Origin of the sequence: Nonomuraea coxensis DSM 45129 (genome assembly GCF_019397265.1) — a bacterium.
In the GTDB taxonomy this organism is placed as follows: domain Bacteria; phylum Actinomycetota; class Actinomycetes; order Streptosporangiales; family Streptosporangiaceae; genus Nonomuraea; species Nonomuraea coxensis.
In genome coordinates this window covers 8,930,736-8,943,936 of the sequence record NZ_CP068985.1, presented here as the reverse complement: position 1 = coordinate 8,943,936, position 13,201 = coordinate 8,930,736, and the positions used below count along the sequence as shown (strand labels likewise).

Here is a 13,201-nt window from a genome sequence, read left to right as displayed (position 1 = left end):
GCCGGGGCCGCACGATGTCCGGCATGGACACGACCAGAAACAGGGGCCAGTTCCGCTACGTGACCCCCGTGCCGCCCGACGCCGCGACCGGGCGGGTCGCCGACGTGTACCGGCAGCTCGCCGACGACTTCGGCATGGCGCGCATGGCGGTCTTCCTGACGCTGTCGCCCGCGCCCGAGGTGCTGGCGGCCACCTGGGCCGCGCTGCGCGAGACGCTGCTCGCGGGGGACGTCTCACGCACCGGCAAGGAGGTCGTGGCGCTGGGGGTGTCGCTGGCCAACCGGTGCCCGTTCTGCGTGGCGGCGCACACCACGCTGCTGCACGCGACCGGCGACCACCGGCTCGCCGAGACCGTCGCCGCCGGTGGCGTCCCTGACGATCCCGGGCACGCGCGGCTGCTGGCCTGGGCCAAGGAGCGGGGCCCCGCGCCGTTCCCCGCCGAGCAGGCGCCCGAGTACGTCGGAACGGCGCTCACCTTCCACTTCGTCAACCGGGTCGCCTCGGCGCTGCTCACCGAGAACCTGCTGCCGGGCAACCTGCAGAAGTCGCGGCTGGTGCGGAGCGTGGGCGGGCGGGCGATGGCGCGGGCGGTGCGCAGGCGGCTGCCCGGCGGCGCGAGCCTGCCGCTGATCGCCGACCTCGGCGGGCGTCCCGCGCCCGGCTGGGCCGGGGGCACGCCCGCGGGCGTCGCCTACGCGGCGCTGCGCACGGTCGCGGGCGACGGGGGCGACCTGCTCAGCGCCGCCGCCCGTGCCGCCGTCGCCGGCGCGGTCGCCGCGTGGGACGGCGAGCACCCGCCGATGGGCAACGCCTGGCTGGACGGGCCGCTCGCCGGCCTCCCGCCCGCCGACCGGCCCGCGGCCCGGCTGGCCCTGCTCGCGGCGCTGGCCCCGTACCGCGTGACGGACGCCGACGTGGCCGCCTGGCGCGACCCAGGAACGGACGCCGCGCAGCGGATCGCCGCCACGACCGCCGCCGGGCGCGTGCCCGGCGCGGACGTCTCGCGGCCTCTCGTGGCCGGGGACGCCGCGCTGGTGCGGCTCGTCGCTCATGGGGCGATGCTCGCGACCGAGCGGGCCGAGACCCTGATCACCGCGGGCCTCCCGGCCCCCGTCGCGAAAGGACGATCATGAGCACTCCCCACTGGACCCTGCGGGCGCTCAGGGTCGTCGTGCCGCTGCATGTGGTGGCGCTGCTGTTCCAGGCGGTCACGGCGGGCCTGCTGCTGTCCGAGCCGGGCGGTCGCGCCGCGCACATGGCGTCGGCGGTGGTCCTGGCCGTCGTCGGCGTCCTGCACCTCGCCGCCGCGCTCCTGGCCTGGCGGAGCGGCGGCGCGCCGGTGACGTACGTCCCGCCCGCGGCCCTGCTCATGGTGGCGACCGTCGTGGTGTCGATTCTCGGCATGATGCACGTGAAGACGCTTCACGTGCCCCTCGGGGTGATGATGTTCGGCACGGGCGTCTTCCAGCTCACCCGCGTGGGCTACGCCTGGGGCGGGAGGCGGTCGGAACGGGGCCAGACGTACTCCAGGTCGTCCGGCTCCTCGTCGCCGAACTTCGGCCGGTAGTAGGCCGGGTCCTTGCGCAGCAGGGCCGACCGGTGGCTGCGGTGCAGGGCCTCGTCGCCGAGCCAGGGCGGCAGCTCGCCGGCCGTGGCGAGCTCGGGCTGGCGGCGGATCTCGGGGGTGCCGCGGAGCCGGGCCAGCTCGGCGGTCATGGTGGCCGCGCAGGTGTCGGCGCGGCCCAGGGCGCACCAGGTGTCGCAGACCTCCAGGCCGTAGCGGATGAGCGCCTCCTCGTACCCGGCCCACATCTTGACGACGGGGTGGTGCCGCCAGCCGTACCCGGGGACCGTGAGGGCGCGCAGGATCTGCAGGGTCTCCACCCGCTGCTTGCCGAGCCGTAGCGGGTCGAGCACCTCCGCGGTCGCCACAAAATCCGGATAAGGCAGGAACGTCTGCATCGGCCACCCCCTCTGACCTGGGTCTACCCGTGGATCGTATGGACCGCCCGCCGGAGCGCGCTCACAATCGGCCCATGGGAGACGGATATGTCGGCGCCAGGACGCCGCGACGGGAAGACGCCCGGCTGCTGACCGGGCGGGCCAGGTACGTCGGCAACGTCCGGTTGCCCGGCCAGGCGTACGCGCACGTGATCCGCAGCCCCATCGCCCACGGGCGGCTGCTCGGCTGCGACGCCAAGGGAGCCTGGTCGGCCGAGGGCGTGCTCGACGTGATCGTCCCCTCGGACGCCGCGGGCCTCCGCCTGCCCTGCGTCAACCTCGCCCCGGGCCAGCGCCTCACCGGCTACCCGGTGCTGGACGAGACCATCAGGTACGCGGGCCAGCCCCTCGCCCTCGTCGTCGCCCGTACCCCCGAGGCGGCCAGGGACGCCGCCGACCTCGTCGACCTGGAGCTCGCCGAGCTGCCCGCGGTGGTCGGCGTGGAGCGGGCGGCGGCGGAGGACGCCCCGCTGCTCCACCCCGACCTCGGCACGAACGTCGTCACCGACTTCCGGCTCGGCGACGACGACTGCGCGGCCGTGATCGAGGCGGCGCCGCACGTGGTGGAGATGACGTTCCGGATGGGGCGGGTCTCGCCGCACCCCATCGAGCCGCGCGGCGTCGTGGCCGACTGGTCCGGCGACGAGCTGACCGTGCACATCTCCACCCAGGCGCCGCACCACGTGCGCGAGCACCTGGCCGAGGCGCTCGGCCTCTCGCACGACCGGGTACGGGTGATCGCCGGCGACACCGGCGGCGGCTTCGGCGCCAAGGAGCACGTCTACCCGGACGAGACGCTGGTCTGCCTGGCCGCGACGCGCCTCGGCCGGCCCGTGGCCTGGACGGAGGCCCCGGGGGACCGCCTGCTCGCCACCCTGCCCGCGCGGGCCGCCGTGCACCGGGCGCGGCTGGCCCTGGACCACGACGGGCGCTTCCTCGCGCTGGAGACGGACGTGCTCGCCGACCTCGGCGCCCACCCGTCGAACGCGGGCGCCTCGACGGCGGCGGTGACCGCCACGATGCTGCCGGGGCCGTACCGGTTCGAGCGCGCCGCCGTCCGCGTGCGGGCCGTGGTGACCACGACGACCCCCACCGGCTCCTACCGCGGCTTCGGCCAGCCGGAGGGGACCCTGACGAGGGAGCGGCTGATCGACGAGGCCGCGCGCAGGCTCGGCGTCGACCCGGTCGAGCTGCGGCTGCGCAACCTGCTGGGGCCGGACGAGCTGCCGTGCGTGACCCGCGTCCACCAGCGCTACGACTCCGGCGACTATCCGCGCGCCCTGCGGACGCTGCGCGACCTGGTCGAGCCGGTGGTCAAGGACGACGGCAGGCGGCGCGGCATCGGCTGGTCCTGCCACGTCGAGAGCACCGGCATGGGGCCGTCCGACGACCTCAGGGCCATCGGGGTGCAGGCCGGCGGCTACGAGACGGCGGTGCTGCGGATGGAGCAGGACGCCTCGGTGGTCGTCTCCTCGGGCGTGGTCGGCATGGGCCAGGGCATCGAGACCGCGCTGGCGCAGCTCGCCGCCGACCGGGTGGGGGTGCCGCTGGAGCGGGTGCGGGTGGTGCTGGGGGACACGGCGGCGACGCCGTACTCGTCGGTGGGGTCGATCGCCAGCCGGGCGCTGACGCTCGGCGGCGGGGCGCTGGTGCAGGCGGCGGCGCGGCTGCGGGACAAGCTGGTGGCCATCGCCGCGCACCGGCTGGAGGCCGCGCAGGAGGACCTGGAGATCGCCGGCGACGCCGTACGGGTCAAGGGCGACCCGCAGGCGTCGGTGCCGCTGCGCGAGCTGGCCACGTCCGCCTGGCGGGGCTGGGACCTGCCTCCAGGCATGCCGCCAGGACTGGAGGAGCGGGTCAGCTACGACCCGCCCGGCTACACCTACGCCTACGGCGCGCACGCGGCGGCCGTCGCCGTGGACCCGGAGACGGGCGCGGTCGAGGTCGAGCGCTACTGGGCTGTCAACGACGCGGGCGTGCTGGTGAACCCCGCCGTGGTGGAGGGCCAGATCCACGGCGGCGTCGCCCAGGGGCTCGGGCAGGCGCTGACCGAGGACATCGGCTACACCGAGGAGGGCCAGCCGATCATCGACTACCTGCTGCCGACCACCCGGGAGGTTCCGGACATCCAGGTCGTCCTGCTGGAGACGCCCTCGCCGATCACGCCGGGCGGCATGAAGGGGGTGGGCGAGGCGGGCACGATCGGCCCGCCGGCCGCCGTCGCCAACGCGGTCGCCGCCGCCCTTCCCGAGATCGCCGGCCGGGTCACGGACGTGCCGCTGACCCCGGCGGTGGTGTGGTCGCTGCTGCGCGACCGCTGAGGTTCCGTTCGCCTTTCCTGACGTTCGCGATTTCTCACCGGAAACATCGAGCCGGACGGCCGTCTCGTGCGTACACGTTTCGACAGCCGCCTCAGTTCACCCGTGAACCCCCGGAAGCGAGACGGAATGACGACCACCCTGCGATCGCCCCGCCGGCGCGGGACGCGGTACGTGTGGCCGCTGCGGGAGGACGCCCGGACGGTCGCCCACGCGCGTACGGTCATCCGCCGCCACCTGTCGGCCCTCGGCCTGCGCCCGGACCTCGTCGACGACGCCGTGCTCATGGTGAGCGAGCTGGTGACCAACGCCTTCATGTACGGCGAGGCCCCGTATGAGCTGCTGCTGCACGTGGACGCCAAGGACGTCGTGTGCGTGGTCGTGGACGGCGGCCCCGCCCCGCCCGCCCCCGCGCCGCCCGACCTGGAGGCCGAGCACGGGCGCGGCCTGCGCATCGTGGCCCGGCTCTCCGACGGCTTCTACGGCTGCCACCCCCAGCGGTACGCCACGCACCCCGAGCTGGTGGGCAAGGGCACCTGGTTCGCCCTGCCCCGCGAGGGCGCGGCGTGCGCCGTGGTGCCGATCCGTCCCGGGACCTGACACGTCGTTCGCGGGGATGACACCCGCCGGGCGGACGCCGACAATCAGGAGGGTGCGGCGGCGGGCGTTCCTGCGGGCCGGCGGGGTGGCGGCGGCCGGGCTGGCCGGGGCGCTGACGCCGGCCGGGGTCGCGCGCACGCCCGACGACTGCTTCGTCCGCTTACGCCGCCGCTGGCGCGAGCTGGCCACGGGCTCCGGCTACGACCCGGCGGCCGAGCCGTACCGGACGAAGCTGGCCGTCCTGGGCCGGGCCGCCGCCCGCCACCGGGACACGATGGCGGCGGGTCCCGGCGGGCTCTGGCCGGACCAGCCGTTCCCCTCCTTCGCCGCGACGCCGGGCCGCCTGCGGACGATGGCGCGCGCGTACGCGCTGCCCGGCACCGGACTGACGGGCGACCCCGCGCTCGCCGAGGCGGTGGCCGCCGGGATCGACCACTACCGGCGGCACGTGTATGCGGCCGGCGCCTACCCGGCGGGCAACTGGTGGCACTGGCAGATCGGCGTCCCGAAAGCGCTGCTCGACGCTGCCGTGCTGGTCGAGCCGCTGCTCGGCGAGCAGCGCCGGCGCGCGCTGGCCGGAGCCGTCGACCACTTCGTCCCCGAGCACCGCCTCGGCTCCTACAGCGGCACCAGCACCGCCGCCAACCGCGTGGACCTGTGCCTGGTGACGCTCCTGCGGGCGATGCTCGACGCCGACCACGGCAGGGCGGACCTCGCGGCCGCCGCGCTGGCGCCGGTGTTCCGCTACGTCGGCGAAGGCGACGGCTTCTACCGGGACGGCTCGTTCATCCAGCACGAGTACGTCCCCTACCAGGGCTCCTACGGCGTGACGCTGCTGTCGGGCGCGGCCCTGATCTTCGCGCTGCTGCGCGGCTCGCCGTGGGAGGTCACGCATCCGGTGGCCTTTGAAGTGGTGGAGCGCTCGTTCGCTCCTTTCGTGCACGACGGGGCGTGCATGGACCTCGTACGCGGGCGCGACATCGCCCGCCGCCCCTTCGGCGACCACGAGCGCGGCCACGCGCTCGCCGCCGCGATCCTGCTGCTCGGCGAGGTGGCCCCGGCCGCGTACCGGGCCCGCTGGCAGGCGCTGGTGAAGGGCTGGGCGGCGCGGAGCGGCCATCGGCCCGCGCTGGAGCCCGCCGCGCACGCCCGCCTGGCCGCGGTCGAGGCCGATCCCGCGGTGCCCGCCGCGCCAGAACCGGCCGGGCACCGGCTGCTGCCCATGAGCGCGCGGGCGGTGCACCGGCGGCCCGGCTGGTGCGCGGCGCTCAGCATGTCCTCCTACCGCATCGGCCACTACGAGCACGGCAACGGCGAGAACGCGCGCGGCCGGCACACCGGCTCCGGGATGCTCTACTGGTGGGCCGACGGCCACGGCGACCAGTACTCCGACTCCTTCTGGCCCACCGTCGACCCCTACCGCCTGCCCGGCACGACCGTCTCGGCCAAGCGGCTGCCGGACGGCGCGGGCGGCGCGTGGGGCGACACCCGTACGCCGTGGCGGTGGGTCGGCGGGGCCACGGACGGCACGTACGCGACCGTCGGCCAGCACCTGAGCGGGCTGGAAAGCACGCTGGAGGCGTTCGCGTCGTGGTTCTTCCTCGACGACGCCGTGGTCTGCCTCGGCGCGGGCATCACCGCCGAGGACGGCACGCCGGTCGAGACGATCGTCGACAACCGCAGGACCGCCGCGAGGCTCGTCCTGGGGGAGGGCTGGGCGCACCTGGAGGGCCACGGCGGCTACCTGGTGCCCGGCGGAGGGCTGCGCACGCTGCGGGAGCGCCGTGCGGGCGGCGGGGTCGCCCGCGACTACGTCACGCTCTGGCTCGACCACGGCACCGACCCCCGCGCGGCCGGCTACCACTACGTCCTGCTGCCCGGCGCGACCCTGGAGGAGACCCGGGCCCGCGCGGCCGATCCCGGCCGGCCGCGGGTGCTCGCCAACTCCACCGGCGCGCAGGCTGTGCGCGTGCCCGCCCTCGGCCTCACCGCCGCGAACTTCTGGCTCGCCGGATCGGCCGGCGGCCTGACCGCCTCCGCCCCGTGCGCGGTCCTGGCCCGCGAGCACGGCGACGGCACGGCCACGCTGGCGGTCTCCGATCCCCGGCGCGACCTGGAGGAGCTGGCCGTCACCTGGGACCGGCCGGTCGCCGGCCTGCTCGCCGGGGACGCCCTCCTGGCCGGCTCCACCCTGTCCTTCCGTGGTCTCGCCGCCAGGGAGGGCGCCTCGGTCACCGTCCGCCTGGCCCTTTGACAGGGCGTACGCGGGTCAGAGTGGGTTGTCGGGCGATCGGATCCACACGTTCGTGCCCTGCGGGCCCACGGTGACGCCGAAGTCCCGCCAGGACGGCTCGCCCAGGTCCACCCAGCGGGCGTACGCCCGCAGCACCTCGTCCCACAGCGGCCGCTCACCGGCCTGCTGCACCGCGATCCGCGAGCCCGGCCGGCAGGTGACGGCGGCCCACGAGCCGGGCACGTCGGGGTCGGACAGCCACATGCGCCACCAGTCTCCCTCTTCGTCGCTGCCGCTGCCGGTCGTCGTGACCGCCCCGGTCAGCGCGGAGACGGTCAGATCGACGCCCGCGTCGAGCTGGTCGAACGCCCGCGGATCCAGCGCCGTCCAATACTGCCGGCGCTCGTCCCCCGGCGGGGCCTCGTCCGTGGCCGGCCGCTGGGAGCGCATCCACATGTACTCCGCGAAGTCCACGATCCCGCCGCGCGCGGTCCTGTCCTGCTGGACCTGCAGCCGAAGGCAGAAGCCGATGCCGAAACCGGGCCGCCACGGCGCCACGATCAGCGCGCCGGGCCGGCACTGCTCGACCCACGCGTACGGGACATGCCGGATGCCGCATGTCACGTGCACGCGGTCGTACGGCGCCCGCCCCGGAACCCCGGCGGCGCCGTCGCCGACGACCAGCCGCGGCCGGACGCCGACGGCGGCGAGGTTCCTGGCGGCCTGCTCCGCGACGCCGGCGTCGACCTCGACCGAGGTCACGCTCCCATGAGCGCCGACCAGGTGGCAGAGCAGGGCGGCGGTGTAGCCGGTGCCGGTGCCGATCTCCAGCACGCGCATGCCGTCCTCGACCGCGAGGTGATGCAGGAAGTCGGCGACGGTGCCCGGTTCGGACGCCGATGAGGTGAAGTCGCCGCGCAGCTCCGTCAGCGGCGTCGCGCCGTCGTCGAGCTGGGTGACGATCGACTTGCCGCCGTACACCGCCCGGTACCAGGCGTCCGGGTCGGCGTGGCGGTCGATCAGGCGCGGTTCGCCGGCGTCATCCCGGATGATGCCGAGGTCCGGGATGAACTGGTCGCGGGGCACGGCGCGGACGGCGTCGGCGATGGCCGGGCCGACGTGGCCGCGCTTCCGCGGGTCGAGCGTGGCGACGAGCCGGTCCAGGTGGCTGGTCAGGTCCACGGCTACTTCTTGCCGCCCTTGCCACCACCGTGCTTACCGCCGCGAGCGGTGCCCTGCTGGTCGCTGGTGCTGCCGCTGCCTTTGTCCTTGCCCTGCTCGAAGGGCCGGTCGGTGGGGCCTTTGCCGCCGTGCTTACCGCCCATGAGGTCTGCTCCTTCGCCGGATCGTCGCTCAACGTCACCATACGTGTACGCGTCGCGGGCGGCAATGGCGTGGGGGTCAGCCCCGGAAGGGCGTGCGAACTCCCCGAACTCTCCCGCGAAAAAAATCCCGGCCGTCGTGTCGAATCGGCCGGATCCCGGTCGACGCGTTGATGACGAAACGCCCTACAGGCTGGTGAAAGGGTTCAGACAGATGACGCAGAAGATCAGGACGTACCTGTGGTTCGACAACCAGGCGGAGGAGGCCGCGGTCTTCTACACCTCGTTGTTCGCCGGCTCGCGGATCGTGCACGTCCAGCGCAACGGCGAGGCCGGCCCGGGGCCGGCCGGCACGGCGATGCTGGTCGAGTTCGAGCTGGCCGGCCAGAGTTTCCTCGCGCTGAACGGCGGCCCCCACTTCACCTTCAACGAGGCGGTCTCGCTGTACGTGACCTGCGAGACGCAGGAGGAGGTGGACGAGCTGTGGGCCAAGCTCACCGCGGACGGCGGCGAGGAGTCGCAGTGCGGCTGGCTCAAGGACCGGTGGGGTCTGTCCTGGCAGATCGTGCCGAGCCGCCTGCCCGAGCTGATCACCGACCCCGACCCTGACCGGGCCGGGCGTGCGATGAAGGCGATGCTCGGCATGCGCAAGATCGACATCCGGGCGTTGGAGGCGGCCGCCGCGGGCTGACCTGGGGCGGGGCGCCTCACCGGTCGGCCAGCCCGTACGGCAGGTCGGGCCGCTGCGCGGCGATGTGCATCAGCCGGTTGTACTTGATGACGCGCTCGCCGCGCGCCGGGGCGCCCCCCTTGAACTGCCCGCAGCCGGTGGCCACGGCCAGCTCGGCGATGAAGTCGTCCACGGTCTCGCCGGAGCGGTGGGAGACCATGCGCGCGTAGCCGTGCTTGCGGCACAGGTCCATGGCCTGGAGCGTCTCGGTGACGGTGCCGGCCTGGTTGACCTTGATGAGCGCCGCGTTGGCGACGGCGCCGGCGATGCCCTGCTCGATGACGGCGGGGTTGGTGCAGAACACGTCGTCGCCGACGAGCTGGAGCCGCTCGCCGAGTCGTTCGGTGAGCCGCCGCCAGCCGTCGGCGTCGTCCTCGGCCATGCCGTCCTCGATGCTCCAGATGGGGAAGTCGGCGGCGAGGTCCGCGTACAGCTCGATCAGCTCCGGGCCGGACAGCCGTTCGCCGGCCACCCGGTAGGCGCCGTCGGCGTCGCGGAACCGGGTGGCGGCCGGGTCGAGCGCGATGGCGACCTGGTCGCGGGCGGCGGTGTAGCCGGCGTCGTCGATGGCCCGCATCAGCGCCGTCAGCACCTCGCGGGGGCGGGTGAAGTCGGGCGCGAAGCCGCCGTCGTCGCCCTGCCCGGTGGGCCGTCCTGCGGCGGCCAGGTTCGCGCGCAGCACGGCGTAGATCTCGACCCCGGCCCGTACGGCCTCGGCCATCGACGGCGCGCCGATCGGGGCGATCATGAACTCCTGGAAGTCGAGCTGGTTGGAGGCGTGCATGCCGCCGCTCACCATGTTGAAGTGCGGCACCGGCATCCTGGGCCGGACCGTGGACGGGGACAGGAACTCCCACAGCTGCTGGCCGTGCGCCGCCGCGACGGCCCGCGCGACGGCCATCGACACGCCCACGGTGGCGTTGCCGCCGAGCCGGCTCTTGTCCGGGGTGCCGTCCAGCTCGATGAGGGCCTGGTCGACGTCGGCGAGCGAGTACCAGGGCCGGCCCTTCAACCGGTGGAAGATGGTGCCGGTGATGCGCGCGGCCGCCCGTGTCACGCCGGCGCCGGCGTACCTGCCGCTGTCGCCGTCACGCAGTTCGACGGCCTCGCGGGCGCCGGTGGAGGCGCCGGAGGGAACGCCGGCCCACCCGGTCGCGCCGCCGGCCAGGGTGACGGTGACCGACAGGGTGGGGCGACCGCGGGAGTCCAGGATCTGCATGGCGCCCAGGTCGATGATGTGGAACGCGCACACGGCTCCTCCAGATGGGTACGTCACCGTCCCCTTGACGGTGTCATGGTCGTCGGCACGTACATAGGGCAGATCAACCTGACTTTCTTGGACAAGTCCGGCACAAGTCACATACAACCCACTGTTTAGCGCGGTGGTCCATCCTTGGCGATCGACAACACCGTCACGACAGGGGGACCACATGACCATCGACCACAGGGCGCTGCGCGGGCTGACGCTGTCCGCCGGCGACGACGGCTTCGAGCAGGCGGCGCTGGCCTGGAACCGCGCGGTGCCGCAGCGGGTCTCCGCCGTGGTCGAGGCCGAGGGCGCCGCCGACGTGGCCGCCGTGGTCCGCCAGGCCGCCGCGTCCGGGCTCCGGGTCACCACGCAGCCGAGCGGCCACGGCGCCACCAGCGGCCTCGACGGCGAGATCCTCATCCGCACCTCCCGGATGCGCGCCGTGGAGGTCCGCCCCGGCGAGCGCGTGGCGCGGGTCGAGGCCGGGGCCTCGTGGGGCGAACTGCTGACCGCCGCCGCCAAGCACGACCTCACCGGCCCCGCGGGCAGCTCGCCCGTCGTCAGCGTGACCGGCTACACCCTGGGCGGCGGCCTCAGCTGGTACGGCCGCGCCCGCGGCCTGGCCGCCAACTCCGTGCGCGCCCTGGAGATCGTGGACGCCGACGGCGCCACCTCCCGGGTCACCGCCGACTCCGACCCCGACCTGTTCTGGGCCCTGCGCGGCGGCGGCGGCGACTTCGCCGTGGTGACCGCGCTGGAGCTGGAGCTGTTCCCCGCCGCCCGCCTGTACGGCGGCCGCATGCTGTGGCCCGCCGCCCGCGCCGCCGAGGTCATGGCCGCCTTCCGCGAGATCACCGCGAGCGCGCCCGAGGAGCTGACCCTGTGGTTCACCCTCGCGGAGTTCCCGCCCTTCCCCGAGGTGCCCGAGCCGCTGCGCGGCCTCGCCGCCGTCATGGTGGACCTCACGTTCCTCGGCGACGCCGCCGCCGGCCGTGACCTGGTGCGCCCGCTGGAGTCGGTGCCCGGCCTGCTGCTGGACACCCGCGGCGAGCTGCCGGTCGCCGAGCTGGGCTCCGTCTGCGCCGAGCCGACCGAGCCCATGCCCGTCCTGTCGCGCGGGGAGCTGCTGACCGACCTCGGCGACGACGCCGTGGCGGCCCTGCTGGCGGCGACGGCCGAGGGCATCGCGCCGCTGGCGACGGTCCAGGTGCGCCACCTCGGCGGCGCGCTGGCCAGGCCCCGCGCGGACGGCGGCGCCTGCGGGCACCTGGCGGAGCCGTACCTGCTGAGCATGATCGCCCCCGCGCCGGTGCCCGAGCTGGTGGCGGCGGGGACGGCCAGGATGGGCGCGATCGCCGGGGCGGTGGCGGCGCACACCACCGGGCTCAAGCCGTTCACGTTCCTCGGCGACGGCGAGCCGGCCGCGGCGGCGTTCCCGGCCGCCACGCTGGAGCGGCTGCGCGCGATCAAGCGCGCCCGCGACCCGCGCGGGGTGTTCCGCTCCAACTTCCCGGTGCTCGGCTGAGCCTCCGGCCGGGTCGCCGTCGCCCGGCGACCCGGCCGTTCTTTGGGTCAAACACATTGAGTCGTTCTCAGTAACCGAAGATCGCGTTGTGTGATGCCGATATGGTCCAATCGTGCTCGCGGTGCAGTAGCACGAGTGCGGCTCGGACGATCTGCCCGATGCGCCAGGGGTCGAGGCTGACTCGGCGCAGAGCCTTGAAGGTGACGGTGAGCAGGGCGTTCGCGCGTTCGCCGACGCCGCGCAGGCCCCGCAGCAGCTTGTTGTAGGTGTGCTGGTCGTCGCTGAGTATGGCCTGGCCGCGCTTCTTCTTCACCGGCACCCGGATGACGTCGGCGGCGCCTTCATATCCCAGGTCGGCCAGGGCCGGCACCGTGTCCCGCGCGGTGGCCAGGGTGGCGATGATGCCGTGGGTGCGGGCGCAGGTCATGTCATGTTCGCGGCCGGGGCGTACGTCGGAGACCCACAACGGCCAGCCGTCCGGGGCGGAGATCACCTGGATGTTGCCGCCGTGGTGCTTGTGTTTGCCCGACCACCACAGGTCGGCGCCGTTCGGGCCGGGCGTGGCGACGCGGTCGGTGGCGATGACGATGCCGTCGAGGTTGACGTGAGTCAGGCCCGTGTCGGCTGCGCTGTCGAGCACCTGCCGCAGGCCGGGGGCGTGGGCTGCCAGGACGTCGATGCCTTCGTGCAGGTAGCGGTAGGCGGTCTTGCGGCTGATGTGGTGGTCGGTGGCCAGTTGCTTGATCCGGGTGTTGTCGAGGAACCAGCGAAGGATCAAGACTGCCTGGGCGAAGCAGCCCAGCGCCCGGCGTCCTTTGCGGGTGCCGCGACGGCGGCGTTCAGTGTGCAGCAGGGCGGCCAGGAACAGCACAGTCTCGCGACGTACGTCGAGGGTCGCGGTGTATGTGACACTAGTGGGCACGTGAAGCCTCTGGTTCTGAAGTTGATCTCTAGTCAAGACCACTTCTACCAGGGGCTTTACGCTTGCTGATCACTAGGTTGGCTTGCCGGGTCCAAGGAGATCACGCACAGCAACTGTTCGTTACCGACAACGGCTCATTGGGAGGAATCACAAGAAGGTTGGCGATCGAGCCAATCGACTCGTATGGCGTTATCGTTGGTTGGGGCTTTGACCGCTGTACGAGGAGAGCGGCATGCCTGGTCTTGGTCGGGATGTCCTGATCGGGAGGCAATGCAGGCAGCGGCGTCAAGCATCCAGAAGT

12 protein-coding genes are annotated in these 13,201 nt (G+C 74.0%); 7 read left to right on the top strand and 5 right to left on the bottom strand.

What is annotated here, in order from left to right; translation table 11 throughout:
• Positions 1-23: 23 nt before the first annotated feature.
• On the top strand, positions 24-1,133 hold the full coding sequence (locus tag Nocox_RS41965) for a carboxymuconolactone decarboxylase family protein (RefSeq protein WP_020542952.1): 1,110 nt from the start codon (positions 24-26) through the stop codon (positions 1,131-1,133).
• Positions 1,130-1,567 (top strand): hypothetical protein, encoded by a 438-nt coding sequence (locus Nocox_RS41960; protein ID WP_020542951.1) that lies wholly within the window; start codon positions 1,130-1,132, stop codon positions 1,565-1,567. Before Nocox_RS41965 ends, Nocox_RS41960 begins: the two co-directional genes overlap by 4 nt.
• On the opposite strand, the gene Nocox_RS41955 is transcribed toward Nocox_RS41960, so the two are convergent.
• Positions 1,483-1,932: an MSMEG_6728 family protein gene (locus tag Nocox_RS41955; protein WP_020542950.1), complete on the bottom strand. Its 450-nt coding sequence runs from the start codon at positions 1,930-1,932 to the stop codon at positions 1,483-1,485. The genes Nocox_RS41960 and Nocox_RS41955 overlap by 85 nt on opposite strands.
• A 104-nt stretch (positions 1,933-2,036) precedes the next feature.
• On the opposite strand from Nocox_RS41955, the gene Nocox_RS41950 reads away from it, so the two are divergent.
• The 3 genes from Nocox_RS41950 (at position 2,037) to Nocox_RS41940 (ending at position 7,173) form a co-directional block, all read left to right on the top strand.
• The gene (locus Nocox_RS41950; RefSeq protein ID WP_020542949.1) at positions 2,037-4,322 is read left to right on the top strand and encodes a xanthine dehydrogenase family protein molybdopterin-binding subunit; all 2,286 of its coding nucleotides are present in this window, start codon (positions 2,037-2,039) and stop codon (positions 4,320-4,322) included.
• 126 nt (positions 4,323-4,448) lie between these two features.
• Complete coding sequence (locus Nocox_RS41945) at positions 4,449-4,919, top strand: ATP-binding protein (RefSeq protein WP_020542948.1); 471 nt, start codon at positions 4,449-4,451, stop codon at positions 4,917-4,919.
• 52 nt (positions 4,920-4,971) lie between these two features.
• Complete coding sequence (locus Nocox_RS41940; RefSeq protein WP_020542947.1) at positions 4,972-7,173, top strand: polysaccharide lyase 8 family protein; 2,202 nt, start codon at positions 4,972-4,974, stop codon at positions 7,171-7,173.
• Positions 7,174-7,188: 15 nt separating this feature from the next.
• Here Nocox_RS41940 and Nocox_RS41935 read toward each other — a convergent pair whose 3' ends face one another.
• On the bottom strand, positions 7,189-8,334 hold the full coding sequence (locus tag Nocox_RS41935) for a methyltransferase domain-containing protein (protein ID WP_020542946.1): 1,146 nt from the start codon (positions 8,332-8,334) through the stop codon (positions 7,189-7,191).
• A gap of 2 nt (positions 8,335-8,336) precedes the next feature.
• Positions 8,337-8,477, bottom strand: a complete 141-nt coding sequence (locus Nocox_RS41930; protein WP_020542945.1) for a hypothetical protein — start codon at positions 8,475-8,477, stop codon at positions 8,337-8,339.
• 211 nt (positions 8,478-8,688) lie between these two features.
• Between Nocox_RS41930 and Nocox_RS41925 the strand changes: the two genes are divergently transcribed.
• Positions 8,689-9,165 carry a VOC family protein gene (locus Nocox_RS41925; protein WP_020542944.1) on the top strand — a complete coding sequence of 159 codons (477 nt, stop codon included), beginning with the start codon at positions 8,689-8,691 and terminating at the stop codon, positions 9,163-9,165.
• Between the two features lie 16 nt (positions 9,166-9,181).
• Here the strand turns inward: Nocox_RS41925 and eno are convergent, their stop codons facing one another.
• The gene (gene eno / locus Nocox_RS41920) at positions 9,182-10,456 is read right to left on the bottom strand and encodes a phosphopyruvate hydratase (RefSeq protein ID WP_020542943.1); all 1,275 of its coding nucleotides are present in this window, start codon (positions 10,454-10,456) and stop codon (positions 9,182-9,184) included.
• Between the two features lie 178 nt (positions 10,457-10,634).
• Here eno and Nocox_RS41915 point away from each other — a divergent pair, with 178 nt between their 5' ends.
• Complete coding sequence (locus Nocox_RS41915) at positions 10,635-11,978, top strand: FAD-binding oxidoreductase (RefSeq protein WP_020542942.1); 1,344 nt, start codon at positions 10,635-10,637, stop codon at positions 11,976-11,978.
• A 67-nt stretch (positions 11,979-12,045) separates the two neighbouring features.
• Here Nocox_RS41915 and Nocox_RS41910 read toward each other — a convergent pair whose 3' ends face one another.
• Positions 12,046-12,900, bottom strand: a complete 855-nt coding sequence (locus tag Nocox_RS41910) for an HARBI1 family protein (RefSeq protein ID WP_219495500.1) — start codon at positions 12,898-12,900, stop codon at positions 12,046-12,048.
• Between the last annotated feature and the right edge of the window lie 301 nt (positions 12,901-13,201).